We start from the raw sequence: 17,589 nt of genomic DNA on the forward strand, positions 1-17,589 counted from the left end.
AATGGCGAAACTTAGCTCCATCGAACCAGGATTCTACCGCATCCCGCTGCCGGTGGTGCTGACCGACAGCACCCATGGCGAGATGAAGGCTTTCGAGCTGAACACCGTCCGGCTGCGCGATGCCGACGGGGCGGAGGGGGTCGGCTACACCTTCACCGTGGGGCGGAACGGCGGCGCCGTCGATTCCGTGCTGACGCGCGAGATCCCCGAGCTGATGCAGGGGGAGGAGGCCGACGCGATCGAGTGGCTGTGGCAGAAGGCTTGGTGGGCGCTCCACTATGGCGGGCGCGGCGGCCCGACGGTGCTGGCGCTGTCGGCCTTCGACATGGCCCTGTGGGACCTGAAGGCCCGGCGGGCCGGGCTGCCGCTGTGGCGGCTGCTGGGCGGCTACGATCCCAGGGTGCCGTGCTATGCCGGGGGCATCGACCTGGAGCTTCCGCTGGACGCGCTGCTCCGCCAGACCGACGACAACCTCGCCAAGGGGTTCCGGGCGATCAAGATGAAGGTGGGGCGCCGGAACCTGTTCGAGGACGTCGAGCGGGTCGCGGCGATGCGCGCGCACCTGGGGCAGGGCTTCCCGCTGATGGTGGACGCCAACATGAAGTGGGGCGTGGACGAGGCGATCCGCGCCGCCCGGGCGCTCCAGCCGTTCGACCTGACCTGGCTGGAGGAGCCGACCATCCCGGACGACCCGGCCGGCCACGCCCGCATCGTCCGCGAGGGCGGGCTGCCGATCGCGGCCGGCGAGAACCTGCGGACGCTTTGGGAGTTCAAGCTGTATATCGCGGGGGGCGGCGTGACCTATCCGGAGCCCGACGTCACCAATTGCGGCGGCATCACGCCCTTCATGAAGATCGCGCACCTGGCGGAAGCCTTCAACCTGCCGGTGACCAGCCACGGCGCCCATGACGTGACCGTCCACCTGCTGGCCGCCTGCCCGAACCGTTCCTTCCTGGAGGCCCACGGCTTCGGGCTGGACCGCTACATCGCGGAGCCGCTGCGGATCGAAAACGGCGTCGCGATCGCGCCGGAGCGGCCGGGGCACGGGATGGAGTTCGATTGGAAGGGGTTGGAGAAGATCCGGGGGTAAACCGCCGCCCCTTGACCGGAGACCCGTTCGCACTAGAACATTATGTGAACAAGTGCGGGCGGGACGATGGAACTGCGAGAGAAGCTGGAGATCCTGGCGGATGCGGCCAAGTATGACGCGTCCTGCGCGTCGAGCGGGTCGGACCGCAAGACTTCCGCCGGGACCAAGGACGGGATCGGCTCGACCGAGGGCATGGGTATCTGCCACGCCTATGCGCCGGACGGGCGCTGCATCTCGCTGCTGAAGATCCTTCTGACCAACTTCTGCGTCTATGACTGCCTTTATTGCGTCAACCGTCGGTCCAGCAATGTCCGCCGCGCCCGCTTCACGCCGGAGGAGGTCGTCAGGCTGACCCTGGGCTTCTACCGGCGCAACTACATCGAGGGGCTTTTCCTCAGCTCCGGCATCATCCAGAGCCCCGACTACACCATGGAGCAGCTTGTCCGGGTGGCGAAGATGCTTCGGGAGGACCACGGCTTCCGCGGCTATATCCACCTGAAGACGATCCCCGACGCCTCGCCCGAGCTTCTGGCCGAGGCGGGGCTGTACGCCGACCGGCTCAGCATCAACATCGAGCTGCCGTCGGAGCCGTCGCTGGACCGGCTGGCGCCGGAGAAGGACGCGGGCGCGATCAGGCGTTCCATGGGGCGGCTGCGGCTTCGGATCGAGGAGGCGAAGTCCAGCCCGCGCGAGCCGCGCTTCGCGCCCGGCGGCCAGAGCACCCAGATGATCGTCGGGGCCGACGGGACGGACGACTGGGGCATCCTGGCGACCAGCGACCGGCTCTATACCGGGTACCGGCTGCGCCGGGTCTATTATTCCGCCTTCAGCCCGATCCCGGACGGCAGCTCCAGCCTGCCGCCGGGGGCACCGCCGCTGGTGAGGGAGCACCGGCTGTATCAGGCCGACTGGCTGATGCGGTTCTACGGCTTCGACGCGGGCGAGATCGTGCCGGACGGCGGGCTGCTAGACCTGGAGATCGACCCGAAGCTGGCCTGGGCGCTGGTCAATCGCCACCGGTTCCCGGTGGACGTCAACAAGGCGGACCGGGAAAGCCTGCTGCGGGTGCCCGGAATGGGCGTACGTACGGTGGACCGCCTGCTGTCGATCCGGCGGCACAAGGCCGTACGTCTGGAGGACCTGGGGCGGCTTCGGGTCCAGCTTGCCAAGGTGGCGCCCTTCGTCACCACGGCAGACCCGCAGGTCGGACGCTCGACGCTGGACCGGCTGGACCTGCGTCAGCGGCTGGCGCCCCGGCCGGCGCAGCTGGCGCTGCCGCTGTTCGCCTGAGGCCGCCATGCACGCTGTCGATCTGGCCCATCCCGTCGATTTCGAGGGCTGGCGCGCGGCGGCGCGGCGGATGGTGCTGGCCGATGCCCGGCCGGAGGCGGTGGACTGGCGGGTGGGCGCGCAGGCGGGGCTGTTCGGCGATGCGGCCGCGCCGGTCGTTCCGGAAGCGGACCGGAACCGCGCGTTCACCGTGCCGAAGGATTTCCTGGAGCTGGCGGAGACCGTCGTCTGCCACCGCGACCCGGCGCGCTTCGCGCTGCTCTACGGCCTGCTCTGGCGGCTAACCCATGGGGAGCCGAAGCTGCTGGAGATCGTGTCGGACCGGGAGGTCCACCGGGCGGAGACCATGGCGCGGGCGGTGCGCCGCGACATCCACAAGATGCACGCCTTCGTCCGCTTCCGCGAGCGGGAAGGGCACTATCTGGCCTGGTTCGAACCGGACCACTTCATCGTGGAGCGGGCGGCGCCGTTCTTCGCCCGCCGGTTCGCCAACATGGACTGGTCGATCCTGACGCCGGACCGCAGCGTCCACTGGGACGGCGGGACGCTCCACTTCACCCCCGGCGCCAGCCGGGCGGAGGTGCCCGACGAGGACTCGCTGGAGGATTACTGGCGCAGCTACTACGCCAGCATCTTCAACCCGGCCCGGCTCAAGGTCGCGGCCATGCAGTCGGAGATGCCGCGGAAATACTGGCGCAACCTGCCCGAGGCGCGGCTGATCGCCCCGCTGATCCGCGACGCCGGCCGCCGGGCCGCCGCCATGGTCGAGAGCGGCGTGACGCTGCCGGCACCGAAGTCCGGGCGCTGGGCCGGGGCCGTTCCGTCCGTTCGGGCGCCGGCGCCCGAGGGCGGCCTCCAGGCCTGCCGGCGCTGTACGCTGTGGCGCGACGCGACACAGGCGGTTCCGGGCGAGGGGCCGATGGGAGCGCGGCTGATGCTGGTGGGCGAGCAGCCAGGCGACCAGGAGGACCTGGCCGGGCGGGCGTTCGTCGGACCGGCCGGCCGGCTGCTGGACCGGGCGCTGGGCGAGGCCGGCATCGTGCGGTCGCAGTGCTACGTCACCAACGCGGTCAAGCATTTCAAGTTCACGCCGCGCGGCAAGCGCCGCATCCACCAGAAGCCCGATGCCGGCGAGGTCGAGCATTGCCGCTGGTGGCTGGCGGAGGAGGTCGCCGCGGTCCGCCCGCGGCTGATCGTGGCCCTGGGCGCCACGGCCGGCCGGGCGCTGCTGCGCCGGGAGGTCGCGGTCCAGCGCGAGCGCGGCGCCGTCCTCCGGCTGGAGGAGGGGCGGTCGATGCTGCTGACCGTGCATCCCTCCTACCTGCTCCGGCTTCCCGATGCCGCCGCCAAGGCGGCGGAGTATGACCGTTTCGTCGCCGATCTGAGGCTTGCTACCTCCTTTGCGATGGCGCCGTGAACACCGGCCGGTGGCATTCTCCGGTTATCGATGGGGAGTGACGATGCAACCACGATTTGGCCATGCCGTACTGACCGAGGACGATCGCCGCCGCCTGCGCGACCGCCTGGAGCGGCTGGGCGAGCAGAAGGTCCGGCTGATGTCGGGGGTGGACTGCGTACGCTATTTCGGCAACTGGCAGGCCGCGGAACTGGTCGACGAGTGGCTCGAGGTCAAGGACGCGGAACGCCAGGAGCAGTCCGGACTGCTGAGGCGCCTGTTCGGAAAGAAGTGACCTCTCCCCCCATTCCGGCAATGGAGTTTCGCCGTCCGGGCGGCTAGGCGTACGCCATCCGCCGCGCCGCCGGAACAATTCGTCCGGGCAGAAGGGCAGCAACCGGTATCATCCCTTCACTCGGTCGCCCCGTGACGTTACTATGGCGAATTCGGTTTACGGGATGGCGATTGAACATTCGGTCGCCGCCGTATGTTCCAGAAGGAACTTGTCGCTGTCCCTGAAAGGCCATGCGCCCACGAACCCGGCCCAGGAACCCGATGCGGCCTCGACGAACCAGGCTGAAGAAGTAGGAAGCGCTTGCCATGAGGCCGGTGCGGAGATTTGCAGGTGGAAATGACTTCCAGGATGACCGAAGTGACCGAGCCTTATTCCCACGTTCAGAAGGCCGCCGCCTGGGTGGTCCACGCCGTCACGGCGAGCGGGGTGGTGCTCGGGCTGATGGCCCTGCTGGCGCTGGTTGACAACAACGCCAAGGGCTGCCTGCTCTGGCTCGGCGCGGCACTCCTGGTCGATGGGGTGGACGGGACGCTGGCCCGCAAGTTCTCGGTCAAGCGGGTCCTGCCGAACTTCGACGGCGCGACCCTCGACCTGGTGATCGACTATCTGACGTACGTGTTCATCCCCGCGATATTCATTTACAAGTTCATTCCGCTCCCGGGACCGCTCGAACTGGTCGCGGTCGCGTTCATCCTGCTGTCGGCGCTCTATTGCTTCTGCAACGTCAACATGAAGAGCAACGACAATTATTTCGTCGGGTTTCCGGCGGTCTGGAACGTGGTCGCCTTGTACCTCTTCATCCTGGACCTGGACCCGGCGGTCACCTTCGCCCTGATCACCTTCTTCGCCCTGATGACCTTCACCACGGCCAAGTTCGTCCATCCTTTCCGGGTGCCGCACCTGATGCCGGTCAACATCGCGATGACTGCGGTCTGGATGATCAGCAGCCTGCTGCTCGTCCTGGGCCAGCCGGACGACCCGATGGTGCTGATGGTTCCGTGGATCGTCGCCTCCGCCTGGTTCACCGGCATCTGCGCCTGGCGGACCGTGCTGGGATACGCGCGCGGCGCCTGACCGGCCGGCGCAGGCCCGAAACATCGAATGCCGAATATTGGGGCCCGCGGTTCGCCGCGGGTCTCTCTTTTTGCCAAGTCCGTTTGACCAATGGACAACCCGCCCCGGAGTCGTGGGAATCTGGATGCCGGTTGGTAGAGTCCTGGTAGGAGGAAGCATCCCGATGCGTAACTATGCCATCCTGCGAAATCTATCTCCGCTGGCAACCGCGGAGCCGTTCGAACGCCGGGCCCGGAGCGTCCGTCCGGAAGCCGTCATGATTCCGCCCGAACCGATGATCGACGTGGCGCGGCTGACCTCGCGCCAGGTTCGGGAGGTGGCCCGCGATCCAGGAGTCCGCGGCATCGCTCCGGTCATGCCCATCACGCTGATCCGGCCGTTCGAGGTTCCCGAGGCGGAGGCCGCCACCCAGGCCTGGGGGATCGGCGCCGTCCGGGCGGACGTCTCGGACTTCACGGGGCCGGGGTCACGGTGGCGGTGCTGGACACCGGCATCGATGCCGGCCACGCCGCCTTCCAGGGCGTGGAACTGGTCCAGGAGGACTTCTCCGGGTCGGGCAACGGCGACAGGCAGGGGCACGGCACCCACTGCGCCGGCACGATCTTCGGGCGCGATGTCGACGGCACGCGGATCGGCGTCGCCCGCGGCGTCGGCCGGGCCCTGATCGGCAAGGTGCTCGGGGACGACGGCAGCGGCAGCAGCGACATGATCTTCCGGGGCATCCAGTGGGCGGTCCAGGAAGGCGCCCAGGTGATCTCGATGTCGCTGGGGTTCGATTTCCCCGGGCTGGTCGCCCGGCTGGTGGCGGACGACTGGCCGCCGGAGCTGGCGACCTCCGTGGCGCTGGAAGGCTATCGCGGCAATCTCCGCATGTTCGACGCCCTGATGGAAATGGTCGAGGCGCGGGCCGCCTTCTCGATCGGGACTGTCCTGGTGGCCGCGGCGGGCAACGAGAGCCGGCGCGACCGGAACAAGGACTTCGAGGTGGCCGTGTCGATCCCGGCGGCGGCCCAGGGCATCATCTCGGTCGGCGCGCTGGGCCAGACAGGGGGGCAGACGGGGACCACCCTGGGCGTCGCGCCCTTCTCCAACACCTTCCCGCAGGTCAGCGCCCCCGGCGTCAACGTGCTGTCGGCCAGGGCCGGCGGCGGTCTGGTCGCCCTGAACGGCACCAGCATGGCGACCCCCCATGTCGCCGGCGTCGCGGCGCTCTGGTGGGAGGCCATGGGCGGCGCGCCGGCCCGGATCGCCGCGTCGGCGGTCGCCGCGAAGGTCCTGGGGCAGGCGCGGACCGATGTCTTCCTGTCGGATGCGGACCCGGCGGACCGCGGGCTGGGGATCGTCACCGCGCCGTAGGGCGGTGCCGGGGTGAACCACCGGGCCGGGCGACGTGTTGTCCAGGAGATTGCCGTCCCATGAGGTCTCCTTGAAACGCGTCGTTCCCGGCCTGCTGCTGGTCGCCCTGCTGGCGGGCTGCCAAGCGCCCGTCCGCATGTCCAACATGATCGTTCCCGACACCGAGCGGATCGCCGGACAGACCGGCCGCCCGCTCGCGGTCGAGGTCGGCAGCGTGGGCAGGGGAAGCTCCTGGAACGTCCTGAACCAAGTCCAGGTCGCCGATTTGGACCTGCGGGAAGCCCTGATCAATTCCCTCGCCGTGCGCGGCGCCCTGGCGGCGAGCCAGCCGCGCTACCGGGTCGATGCGGAACTGCTCCGCACGACCCGGGGCCTCCAGGAGATCCTGATGGGGCTCAACGTGACGGCCGAGGTGGAGATCCGCTATCTGGTCACCGACACGGCGACCGGCGCCGTCGTCTTCTCCCGGCCGATCGTCTCGACCGGGACCGCGTCCTCGTCGGACTATTTCAGCCCGACCGAGCGGACGCGCGTCGCGACCGAGCGCGCGATCCAGGACAACATGCGGAAGCTGCTGGCGGAGCTTTACGGTTTTTAAGGGTGGACTCGGCGCTCCCGTATGCCATCGGCGTTCGCCCTTCGGGCGAACGCCGATGGCATACGGTTTATGCGGGTTGTCACTCCGCCGGCTGTCGGTTGCGTAATCCCCGGAGTTGCCGGCGCAGTTCCTCCGCGACGGAATTGGCGGGGCGGGTGAAGCGGGCGAGCAGGTCGTAGAGCACCGGCGTGACGAACAGGGTCAGCAGCGAGGCAACGGTCAGCCCGCCGATGATCACGGCGCCGATCGCCACCCGGCTCTCGGCGCCGGCCCCGGTGGCGAGCAGCAGGGGAACCGCCCCCAGCACGGTGGACAGCACCGTCATCAGGATCGGCCGGAAGCGGAGCGCCGATCCTTCGGTGATCGCCTGCCGGACATCCATCCCCCCGGCACGGAGCTGGTTGGCGAACTCGACGATCAGGATGCCGTTCTTCGCCATCAGGCCGATCAGCAGAACCATCCCGACCTGGCTGTAGATGTTCAGCGACAACCCTCCCACGGCCAGCGCACCGAGCGCGCCGGCGAGTCCGAGCGGCACCGTCAGCATGATGATCAGCGGGTGGATGAAGCTTTCGAACTGGGCGGCCAGCACCAGGAAGACGATCAGCAGCGCGATCCCGAAGGTGATGGCGATGCCGCCGGATGTCTCCAGGAACTGCTGGCTCTGCCCGGTATAGCTGAGCCGGCCCTCGGGCGGCAGCTCCTCCGCCGCGATCTCGTTCATGAAGTCGATGGCGGAGCCCAGGTCGTACCCGTCGGCCAGCGATGCCGAGACGGTGATCGACGGCAGCCGGTCGAACCGCTTCAGCTCCGGCGCCGCCGCCAGCTCCTCCAGGGTGATCAGCGCATTGAGCGGGACCAGCGATCCGTCGTCGCCGGCCCGGACGAAGATGTTCTTCAGGTCGGCCGGCGTCTGGCGGTCGCTGTCGCGCGCCTGGATGATCACGGGATAGACCCGGCCGCGGTTGATGTAGTCGGTGACCTCGCGGGACGCCAGCATGGTCTGGAGCGTGCTGCCGATCTGCTCGATCCCGATCTCCAGGTCGTCGGCCTTGCGGCGGTCGATCAGCACGTTGAACTGGGGCCGCGTCGCCTCGAAATCGGTCTCGACGTTCTGAAGGCCGGGATTTTCCAGGGCGCGGGCGATGATGCGGTCCGACCATTCCTGGATCGTGTCGTAGTCCTGGCCGCCGATCACCACCTGGAGCGGCGCGCTGCTGCCGCGCTGGCCCAGCCCGGCGGGGTTGACCGGGAAGGCGCGGACACCGGGTATGCCGCTGACTCCGGGAATGATCGAGTTCACGATCTCGCGCTGGCTCCGCTCCCGCTCGGCCCAGTCGGCCAGGCCCACCACCACGAAACCCCGGCCCGGCTGGTTGCGGAATCCCACGATGGCGAAGATGCGGTCGGCTTCTCCCGTTTCCCGCAAGGGGGACAGGATTTCCTCGATCCGGCGGACATTGGAATCGGTGTAGCCGGCCGTGGCCCCTTCGGGAGCGGTCACCGGAATGAAGAAGACGCCGCGGTCCTCCGTCGGGGTCAGCTCGCGCGGGAGGATGTCGTAGAGCAGGACCGTCCCGGCCGAGATCGCGCCCGCCACCGCGAGCACCAGCACGGGCATGCCGAGCGCGCGCCCGAGCAGGCGCCTGTAGCCTTCCGCCATGGCGTTGAAGGCGCGCTCCAGCCCGCGGCCGATCCGCCCGGGCTTCTCCTCGCCGCGCAGCAGCTTGGAGCACAGCATGGCGCACAGGGACAGCGCCACGAAGGTCGAGATCGCGACCGCCGCGGCCATGACGATGCCGAATTCGGCGAACAGGCGGCCGACCTGTCCCTCCAGCGTCGAGATGGGCAGGAAGACGGCGACCAGGGTCAGCGAGGTCGCGATCACCGCGAAGGTGACCTGCCGGGTGCCGAGGAAGGCTGCCGCCAGCGGATGCTCGCCCCCTTCGACCCGCCGCTGGATGTTCTCCAGCACGACGATCGCATCGTCCACCACCAGGCCGATCGCGAGCAGGAGCGCCAGCAGGGTCAGGACGTTGATCGAGAAGCCGAAGGCATAGATGAAGGCCAGCGTGCCGATCACGGCGACCGGGATGGTGACGGCCGGCACGATCGTTGCGCGGACGGAATGAAGAAACAGGAAGATCACCGTGATCACCAGCAGCACCGACAGGCCGAGCGCTATCACCACCTCCTCGATCGACTGGGAGATGAAGATGGCGTCGTCGGAGCTGACCATCACCGACATGCCTTCGGGCAGGGTGGGGCGCAGCGCCTCCAGCTCGGCGCGGACCTGGTTGCTGACCTCGATCGTGTTGGCCTGGGACTGCCGCAGCACGCCCAGCCCTACGGCGGCTTGGCCGTTGGAACGGACGATGGAATTGTCGTCCTCGACGCCCAGCTCCACCTGAGCCAGGTCGCCCAGCCGGACGGGGAAATTGCCGACCTGCGCCACGACGATGTCGCGGAACTCGTCCACCGTGCGCAGCCGGGTGTCGGTCCGGATGGTGAACTGGCGGGAGACCGATTCCAGCTCTCCCGCCGGCAATTCCACATTGTTCCGCCGCAGGGCCGACTCCACGTCGGCGACCGTCAGGTTGCGGGCGGCCAGCGCCTCGCGGTTCAGCCAGATGCGGATCGCGTAGCGTCGCTCGCCGAAGATCTCGACCTGCGCGACGCCGTTCAGCACCGACAGCCGGTCCACGATGAAACGGCTGGCATAGTCGTTGATGTCGGCCGGCGTCATGCGGTCGCTGGTGATGGCGATGCGCATGATCGGCTGGGCATCGCTGTCGGTCTTGACGATTTCCGGCGGGTCCGCCTCGTCGGGCAAGTCGATGGAAACGCGGCCGACCGCGTCGCGCACGTCGTTGGCCGCCTGGTCGATGTCGCGGGAGGTGATGAACTCGACCACGATGCGGCCGCGCCCCAGCCGGCTCGACGAGCTGATGCTGCGGATGCCGTCGACGCTGCTGATGCCGCCTTCGATCACCTCGATGATCTCGGTGTCGATGATCTCAGGGGCCGCGCCCGGATATGTCGTCGTGATCGTCACGACCGCGGTGTCGACGTCGGGCAGTTCGCGCACCGGCAGCCGCAGCAGGGCGGCGATGCCGATGACCACGATCAGCGCGCTGAGCACGATCGCGAGGACCGGACGCTTGATGCAGAGGTCGGAGATCATCCCGCACGCTCCGCCACCTTGTCGGCGTCGCCCTCGGAAGAGGGGGCCGGCACGGCAGGCAGCCGGACGGCCGAGCCGGGGCGCAGCCGCTGGAGGCCCGCGGTGACGACGCGGTCGCCGATCCCGATGCCCTCGATCACCTCGACCTCGCCGACCCGGCGCTGGCCCAGCCGTATCTCGACCCGCTCCGCCCGGGGCTCTGCCGGCGTTCCGATGATGCGGTAGACGAAGTTGGAGCGCCCTTCGGCCACCACGGCCTCCTCCGGGATCAGGATGGCGTCGGGGCGGGTGGACAGGGTAACCCGGGCCAGCATGAACAGGCCGCCGGGCATGCGTCCCTCGGGGTTGGGAAACTCGGCACGGACCCGGAACGACCGGGATACCGCGTCGATCCTCGTATCGATGGCGGCGACGGTACCGGTGAAGTCCGTGTCCGGGAACGCCGTGCTGGTGGCGCTTACCGGCTGGCCGTGGCGGATCGCGCCGAAGAAACGCTCCGGCACGGCGAATTCAAGCTCGATGACGGACAGGTCGTCCAGCCGGGTCAGCACCGTGCTGTCGGTGACGCGGGCACCCATGTCGACCTCCCGCAGTCCGACGATGCCGGCGAAGGGCGCGTTGACGGTACGGTCGCGCAACCGCTGGCGCTCCGCCGCGACGCGCGCCTCGGCCGTGAGGAAGGCCGCCCGCAACTCGTCCACCCGCGCCTCCGAGACGGCGTTGTTGGAGATGAGCTGCCGGGCGCGGTCCAGCTGCGCCCGGGCATCGGTCAGGACGGCCTCGGCCTCCGCGAGGTTCGCCTCCTGGATGCCGCGGTCGAGCCGGACCAGGGGCTGGCCCTGTTCGACGCGCTGCCCGGTCTCGAACAGGATCTCGTCGACCCGGCCGCTGTCGTCGGCGATCACCTCGATCGACTGGCGCGGCCGGGTGGTCCCGACCGCCTCGATCACCTCGGAAACCTCGCCCCTGCGGGCCTCGGCGACTTCGACCGGCACGGCACGGGGACCCTCGGCCTGCTGGGCGGCGCCGCTTCCCGGCGTGTCCAGGTACCACCAGGCACCTGCGGAAATGGCGATCAGGACCAGGACGATGACGATCTGGCGGACCATGGTCATCGAGCGGCTCTTTGCATGTATGGTTCCCCGGCGGTGGATCGACCTCCTATAAGCTTGCGGCGGAACGGCTCAGGACAAGGGTGAATCTGACCGGGCACCCTTCCGCGTGCCTGCGCGAACCCTTCCGCGTGCCCGCGCGAACCCCAAGCGGTCGTATTTTCCCCGGGAGGTTCGTGCGGGCGATTCCTCTTGCATAATCAACGCATCCGGGCAGGATGGCATGGTTGGGCGCCTGTCTGCGGCGTCCGCGTTGGGGAGGTTCGCGCAAGAGCCTGTCTGCGCGGTTATTTTACAAGTAGATAGCAGAGACTAGGTCGCCTCCCGTGCGGGGCGTGGATTGAAACGATATGGCCGCGAGCCAGTCGAACGCCCTGTACAGGTCGCCTCCCGTGCGGGGGCGTGGATTGAAACGATTCCGGCAGGACCTTCTGGTACCAGCCTTGCCCGTCGCCTCCCGTGCGGGGGCGTGGATTGAAACTTCGGCGTCGATCGCGGCAAGTTCTTCGATGAGGCGTCGCCTCCCGTGCGGGGGCGTGGATTGAAACTCGCCCTTGGCGTGGCGATTACTGGTGCCGCCGCGTCGCCTCCCGTGCGCGGGCGTGGATTGAAACGACGACACGACCTATTGGGTTCCGGATGCCGGCGGTCGCCTCCCGTGCGGGGGCGTGGATTGAAACCACGGTTGGCGGTGCGCGGGCTGGTGCCGCCGCGTCGCCTCCCGTGCGGGGGCGTGGATTGAAATGCTCGCTTACCGATGAGCAGCGGGACCTAGGCGCGGTCGCGCTTCGCGCGGTCGCGCTTCGCGCGGGGAGTTTCGGCACCGCTGGTTGCTGGGCGGAAAATGCGGATTGTCGCCAAGGCTGCCGCTCCAGGGGGCCGGCGTCTCAATCCGACAGGCCGATCGTGAACGCCACGGCGGATGCGATCCGGGCCAGATCTTCGTCCGAGACCCGGCCAATCACCGACCCGATGCGGCGGCGATGCACGGTCAGGGGCTTGTCCGCCATGACCTGGGAAATCTCAAGCAGCCCGTTCTCGGTGCTCGGGCTGAGCGTTATGCGCAGGTCGCTGGCCACCAGTTCTTTCGTGCACTGGACGATCACCACTGATGGATGGTCCTGCGGAATAGCGTCTGTCTGGAGGATCACAGCAGGGCGCGGTTTGCCGTAGTCGCCGGTCGTCGCAACCGTCACGACATCACCGCGCCGCATCGGCGTCTTCGTTGTCCAGGATGTTCACCGCCTCGATCCAGGCAAGAGCTTCTTCCTCTGCTTCGCGAGGGAAGCGCCGGACCTGTTCGGCAATACGCTGGCGCACAACGGGCGACCGTGCATCGAGGATGAACATCCGCACTTCCCGCCGCCCGGCAGCGCGCTGCCGTTCCCGGTAGCGTTCGACTCGTTGAGATGCCGCTGACATTGTCGCCCCTCGTTACGCGTTCTCGTTCGCGTAACATAACGCGTAACGATGCCGTGATCAACACCGTGCGAAGAAGCTGGCAGTGAGGCGCGGTCTGCCGCGAGCATACCAGGAATACGGTCTCTGCGGACTTGGATGACCGGATCAAGCCAGTCATGAAGATGAAGGGTGCGGCCCTGCCGGAACAGGGCCGCGCTGCCTCAGTGCGAGTGGCGGGGCATGCCGCTGGTGTGGACGACGTCCTGGTACTTGACCGCCATCTCCAGGCATCCGCCGTCCGAGAGCTGGCCGACCAGTCCGCGGTAGAGTTCCTGCCACGGCGTCTGGTGCTTCAGCTCCGGCAGCTTCAGCGCCGCGCGGCGGGCCGCGATCTCCTCGTCGGAGGCGAGCAGGTCGACGCGGCGCTTGCGCAGGTCCACCCTTACCTTGTCGCCGGTCTTCAGCAGGGCCAAGCCGCCGCCGACCGCCGCCTCGGGCGAGGCGTTCAGGATCGACGGGCTGGCCGAGGTGCCGCTCTGGCGTCCGTCGCCGATCGTCGGCAGGGAGACGATGCCCCGCTTGATCAGGTGGTCGGGCGGCTGCATGTTCACGACCTCGGCGGAGCCGGGGTATCCGACGGTGCCGCAGCCGCGGATGAACAGGATGCAGTTCTCGTCGATGTCGAGCGACGGGTCGTTGATCCGCGAGTGGTATTCCTCCGGTCCTTCGAAGACGATCGCCCGGCCGACGAAGGCGTCGGGATCGTCGGGATTGGACAGGTATTGCTTGCGGAAATCGGGGCTGATGACGCTGGTCTTCATCACAGCCGAGTCGAACAGGTTGCCGCCCATGACGAGCATGCCGGCTTCCTCCATCAGAGGCTTGCCGTAGGGACGGATCACGTCGTCGTCCGGATCGGGCGCCCGTTCGACGTTCTCGCCCATCGACTTGCCGGTGACGGTCGGCGCCCCGGTATGGATGCGGCCGGCCTTGATCAGTTCCTTCATGACGGTCGGAACGCCGCCGGCACGGTGGAACGCCTCGCCCAGATAGAATCCGGCCGGCTGGCAGTTGACCAGCAGCGGAACGTCGTGCCCGAACTTCTGCCAGTCGTCCAGCGTCAGGTCCACGCCGACATGGCGCGCGATCGAGATCAGGTGCGGCGGGGTGTTGGTCGAGGCGCCGATCGCCGAGGCGACCACGATGGCGTTCTCGAACGCCTCGCGGGTCATCACCTTGCGCGGGGTCAGGTCCTCGCGGACCATGTCCACGATCCGCTTGCCGGTCAGGTAGGCGATCTGGCCGCGCTCGCGGTACGGGCCGGGGATGGCGGCGCAGCCGGGCAGGGACATGCCCAGCGCCTCGGCGATCGAGTTCATCGACAGGGCGGTGCCCATGGTGTTGCAGTGGCCGACGCTGGGGGCCGACGAGCTGACCATGTCCATGAACTCGTCATAGCCGATCTTGTCGGCGGCGAGCATGCGGCGCGCCTCCCACACGATGGTGCCGGAGCCGGCGAGCTTGCCCTTGTAGTGCCCGTCGAGCATCGGTCCGCCCGACAGGACGATGGCCGGGATGTTGACGGTCGCCGCACCGGTCAGCATGGCGGGCGTGGTCTTGTCGCAGCCGGTGGTCAGCACGACGCCGTCGAGCGGATAGCCGTACAGCACCTCGACCAGGCCCAGGTAGGCCAGCGTGCGGTCGAGCGCCGCGGTCGGGCGCTTGCCGGTTTCCTGGATCGGATGGACCGGGAATTCCAGCGGGATGCCGCCGGCTTCGCGGATGCCGTCCTTGACGCGGGATGCCAGCTCGACGTGGTGGCGGTTGCAGGGCGCCAGGTCGCTGCCGGTCTGGGCGATGCCGATGATCGGCCGGCCGGACTGGATCTCCTGCCGGGTCAGGCCGTAGTTCAGGTAGCGCTCGATGTAGAGGGCGGTCATGTCGGGGTTCGACTGATCGTCGAACCAGGCTTGGCTGCGCAGTCTGCCCGAGGCGTTCTTGGCGGATGTCTCTGAGGTCATGGTTCTCCCCTCCCTCCGTTCTTGTGGTCGCCAGTTTGGCTGGTATGGCAGTCAGGGACAATAGGGCGGAGGCAATAAATCCGCAGTCGCGGGGCGGCGGCACGGGTAAAATGAGTTCGCTCCGCCCTCCGGGAATTGGCTTAAATTAACGATTTGTTGCTTCTCCGGATGCTATCGTCTTCCCGTGCAGTGGCGGGTCGGTGCGGGAAGACAGATGAGCGCGCTCAACGGTTCAGCCGGAGTGATGTGGCCATTATGAATCGCCCGAGGCAGGATCGCCCGCCTCGCGACTGGGTGCGCGTGAAGCCGGGGAGAAGGCTGCGGCGGTTCCGGAAAAGCCGCAACACGACGACGAACGCCTGCTCAAGCTGCTGCAATCCGCGAAGCGTGAACTGCAGGGGCTTCGCCTGATCCACCTCCATCTGTCGATCCTTCAGGACAAGAATTACGGCGACATTCACGAGATCAAGCGGGCGGTCCAGGCGATCGCCGACAACTCTGCTTATCTCCAGCTGTTCACCCTGTCCAACGACGACGTGCTGATCCTGTACAAGGGCATCAAGTTCTCGACGATCACGGAGGCCTGCCAGAAGATCGAGAAGCTGATGCTGGCCCGGACGAAAATGTCGGGGCTGAACGCCTATCGCGAGAATTCGCTCTACTCGATCATGGAGCTGTCGCTCAACTTCGTGAACGTCATCCGGTTCATCGAGGGCCTGGGCGCGGATGGCGGCGGCGGCGATACCGCCAAGGCCGCCACGAAGGAGCCGATCAGCCTGGAGGAACTGGCCAAGATCGAGCGCCAGATCGGAAACTTCGACCTGTCGCCCTTCATGCTCAACCAGCCGATCGTCGATATCCAGGCCGAAGAGGGCAACCGGCGCGAATATTTCGAGGTCTATATCGCCGTCAAATCCCTGGAGGATCGCCTCAGCCCGGAGTTCGACCTGACGGCCAACCGGTGGCTGTTCAATTACTTCACGTCCAGCCTGGACCATGCGGTCCTGAAGTCGCTGAACCATGGCGTCGACTTCATCCGTGGGCACAAGATCGGCCTCAACCTCAATCTCAGCACGATCATGTCGTCGGTGTTCGTCAAGTTCGACGAACGGCTGACCATGGAACTGCGCGGCAACATCGTGCTGGAGATCAACAAGGCCGACTTGGTCGAGAATATCGAGACCTACAAGGAGGTCGTCGAGTTCGCAAACAACCGCGGCTATTCGATCTGCATCGACGGAATCACCCCGATGTGGGTCGAGCACATGGACCTGGAATGCATGGCCTGCGACTATGCCAAGATGTTCTGGAGCAACGACCTGCTGGACATGGGCGAGGCCGCGCTGGAAAATTTCAGCGCGAAGATCCGCAGCCAGGAGAACTGCCGCTTCATCCTGGGCCGGTGCAGCACCGTGACCGGCCTGCTGTTCGCCCAGAAGCACGGCATCCACCTGGTCCAGGGGCGCATGGTCGATACCATCCTGCGGAAGGGCGTCAGGATCACCGACGCCCTGAAGATGGCCAATATCATGGAGGCGGACGAGTGAGGGGCAGGGCTTAGTCCATCGCAGGGCGATCAGCGCGTCAGGAACAGCAGGACGCCGTCGAACCAGTTCATCGCGATGAGATCGGGCGATATCCGGGATATCCAGGAGCCCCGGTCGTAGGACGGTCCGATGTCGCCGCTGCCGCAGGTGATGAAATGGGTCGGGTGCGGAGCGTCGGGTGAATCGACCCCCATGGCGTCGGGCGAGGCGTCGTAGGTTTCCTCGATCAGGGTCCGCAGGGGCAGGGTCTCGGTGATGATCTGCGGTGACGTGCAGGTGTGGCCATCCATGGCGAGGCTGTCGCCGGTGACGTGGAGGCGCAGGGCCAGCAGGGCGGGATCGTCCGGCAGATAGGCGGTCACGCCCGTCGTATCGACCTTGGCCGACGATGCCGACCAGGTGCCGGCGAGAGCCGGCGGCACCTGGCCGGAGCCTGCGGGTGCCGCGTCGGCCGCGCAACCCGCCAGCAGGAACGCGGCGGCCAGGGCCGTCCATGCTCTTGCCGCGTTCCCGATGATCATCGCCGAAGGCTCCCGTCACGTGCCGATGCAGTGGCTCGATGCAATGGGACGGGACCTTACACGGGCGTGTTGAACAGTGCCACTTCGAGATTGCGCCGGTTGACGAGGCCCTGGACCACCTGTCCGCCCGACTTGTTCCAGAGCTTGAAGCTCTCCGCCGCCGCAGCGAAGTCGCCCTTGTTGATGTTGGCGACGACCGAGCTGTTCTTGAAGTTGCCGCCGCCGATATTGTAGTCGAGCGACACCATGGCATCGAACTGGTTCTGGTTCACCGCCACCTTGACGTAGGTCTTGACGTCCTTCTCGTAGGGCGGAAGGGCGATGTCGAGCAGAGCCTGCTCCTGCGCCTGGGTCAGGGTCACGGCGCCGGAATTGGCCTGGACGAAGGCCTTGGCGTCGTTGCCGGTCTTGCCGGCCGCCAGGGACAGGGTCTGCGCCGCGTCGGCGGAGACGCCGATATTCGTCAGGTCGGCGATGATCTGCGCCGCGGTCCGGTGGCCCAGGTCATAGCCCGGCCCGAGCGTCACGCCGCTGCTGCCGCCCGGCCAATGGGGCTTGTTGCTGACACCCTTCTGCGCTTCCCGATTGTAGAGGAAGGCAAGGCCGTTGGGAGAGACCCTCTTGTCGGCGTTGGGCCCGCCGGCGGTTCCTGTCATCGCACACCATAGTATTGAGTTGCATAAACCTAACCAAATAGGGTAATC

15 protein-coding genes and 1 CRISPR repeat array are annotated in these 17,589 nt (G+C 67.4%); of the genes, 8 read left to right on the plus strand and 7 right to left on the minus strand.

Annotated elements, in window-relative coordinates; genetic code table 11:
• Position 1: 1 nt before the first annotated feature.
• The 7 genes from DPR14_RS06020 to DPR14_RS06050 all read left to right on the plus strand — a co-directional run bounded on the left by DPR14_RS06020 (position 2) and on the right by DPR14_RS06050 (position 7,099).
• Entirely contained in the window at positions 2-1,090 is a 1,089-nt protein-coding gene (locus DPR14_RS06020) for a mandelate racemase/muconate lactonizing enzyme family protein (protein WP_158044338.1), read from the plus strand.
• 66 nt (positions 1,091-1,156) lie between these two features.
• On the plus strand, positions 1,157-2,380 hold the full coding sequence (locus DPR14_RS06025; protein WP_158044339.1) for a putative DNA modification/repair radical SAM protein: 1,224 nt from the start codon (positions 1,157-1,159) through the stop codon (positions 2,378-2,380).
• 7 nt (positions 2,381-2,387) lie between these two features.
• Positions 2,388-3,797 carry a UdgX family uracil-DNA binding protein gene (locus tag DPR14_RS06030; RefSeq protein WP_158044340.1) on the plus strand — a complete coding sequence of 470 codons (1,410 nt, stop codon included), beginning with the start codon at positions 2,388-2,390 and terminating at the stop codon, positions 3,795-3,797.
• Positions 3,798-3,840: 43 nt separating this feature from the next.
• Entirely contained in the window at positions 3,841-4,071 is a 231-nt protein-coding gene (locus DPR14_RS06035) for a hypothetical protein (protein WP_158044341.1), read from the plus strand.
• A 348-nt stretch (positions 4,072-4,419) separates the two neighbouring features.
• Positions 4,420-5,145: a phosphatidylcholine synthase gene (pcsA, locus tag DPR14_RS06040; RefSeq protein ID WP_158044342.1), complete on the plus strand. Its 726-nt coding sequence runs from the start codon at positions 4,420-4,422 to the stop codon at positions 5,143-5,145.
• A 471-nt stretch (positions 5,146-5,616) separates the two neighbouring features.
• Positions 5,617-6,501 (plus strand): S8 family peptidase, encoded by an 885-nt coding sequence (locus DPR14_RS06045; RefSeq protein WP_211103936.1) that lies wholly within the window; start codon positions 5,617-5,619, stop codon positions 6,499-6,501.
• 70 nt (positions 6,502-6,571) lie between these two features.
• Positions 6,572-7,099: a hypothetical protein gene (locus DPR14_RS06050; protein WP_192499308.1), complete on the plus strand. Its 528-nt coding sequence runs from the start codon at positions 6,572-6,574 to the stop codon at positions 7,097-7,099.
• 79 nt (positions 7,100-7,178) lie between these two features.
• Here the strand turns inward: DPR14_RS06050 and DPR14_RS06055 are convergent, their stop codons facing one another.
• From DPR14_RS06055 to DPR14_RS06075, 5 genes are all read right to left on the minus strand, one after another.
• Positions 7,179-10,283 carry an efflux RND transporter permease subunit gene (locus DPR14_RS06055; RefSeq protein WP_158044344.1) on the minus strand — a complete coding sequence of 1,035 codons (3,105 nt, stop codon included), beginning with the start codon at positions 10,281-10,283 and terminating at the stop codon, positions 7,179-7,181.
• Positions 10,280-11,398, minus strand: coding sequence for an efflux RND transporter periplasmic adaptor subunit (locus DPR14_RS06060; RefSeq protein WP_158044345.1), 1,119 nt, complete (start codon positions 11,396-11,398; stop codon positions 10,280-10,282). Before DPR14_RS06060 ends, DPR14_RS06055 begins: the two co-directional genes overlap by 4 nt.
• Before the next feature lie 379 nt (positions 11,399-11,777).
• Positions 11,778-12,139: a CRISPR direct-repeat array (repeat unit 31 nt; unit sequence GTCGCCTCCCGTGCGGGGGCGTGGATTGAAA).
• A gap of 143 nt (positions 12,140-12,282) precedes the next feature.
• A complete protein-coding gene (locus DPR14_RS06065) occupies positions 12,283-12,609 on the minus strand; it encodes a type II toxin-antitoxin system PemK/MazF family toxin (protein ID WP_158044346.1) in 327 nt (108 codons plus the stop codon).
• Positions 12,596-12,745 (minus strand): hypothetical protein, encoded by a 150-nt coding sequence (locus DPR14_RS06070; RefSeq protein WP_246148904.1) that lies wholly within the window; start codon positions 12,743-12,745, stop codon positions 12,596-12,598. The genes DPR14_RS06065 and DPR14_RS06070 overlap by 14 nt, the downstream gene beginning before the upstream one ends.
• A 272-nt stretch (positions 12,746-13,017) precedes the next feature.
• Positions 13,018-14,817 carry an IlvD/Edd family dehydratase gene (locus DPR14_RS06075; RefSeq protein WP_158044348.1) on the minus strand — a complete coding sequence of 600 codons (1,800 nt, stop codon included), beginning with the start codon at positions 14,815-14,817 and terminating at the stop codon, positions 13,018-13,020.
• A 536-nt stretch (positions 14,818-15,353) separates the two neighbouring features.
• Here DPR14_RS06075 and DPR14_RS06080 point away from each other — a divergent pair.
• Positions 15,354-16,364, plus strand: a complete 1,011-nt coding sequence (locus DPR14_RS06080; RefSeq protein WP_246148907.1) for an EAL domain-containing protein — start codon at positions 15,354-15,356, stop codon at positions 16,362-16,364.
• Positions 16,365-16,393: 29 nt separating this feature from the next.
• Here the strand turns inward: DPR14_RS06080 and DPR14_RS06085 are convergent, their stop codons facing one another.
• Positions 16,394-16,885: a hypothetical protein gene (locus DPR14_RS06085; RefSeq protein ID WP_158044350.1), complete on the minus strand. Its 492-nt coding sequence runs from the start codon at positions 16,883-16,885 to the stop codon at positions 16,394-16,396.
• Positions 16,886-16,941: 56 nt separating this feature from the next.
• Positions 16,942-17,541, minus strand: coding sequence for a pesticin C-terminus-like muramidase (locus tag DPR14_RS06090; RefSeq protein WP_158044351.1), 600 nt, complete (start codon positions 17,539-17,541; stop codon positions 16,942-16,944).
• Positions 17,542-17,589: the final 48 nt, after the last annotated feature.

It is taken from the genome of Skermanella pratensis (genome assembly GCF_008843145.1).
Taxonomy (GTDB): domain Bacteria; phylum Pseudomonadota; class Alphaproteobacteria; order Azospirillales; family Azospirillaceae; genus Skermanella; species Skermanella pratensis.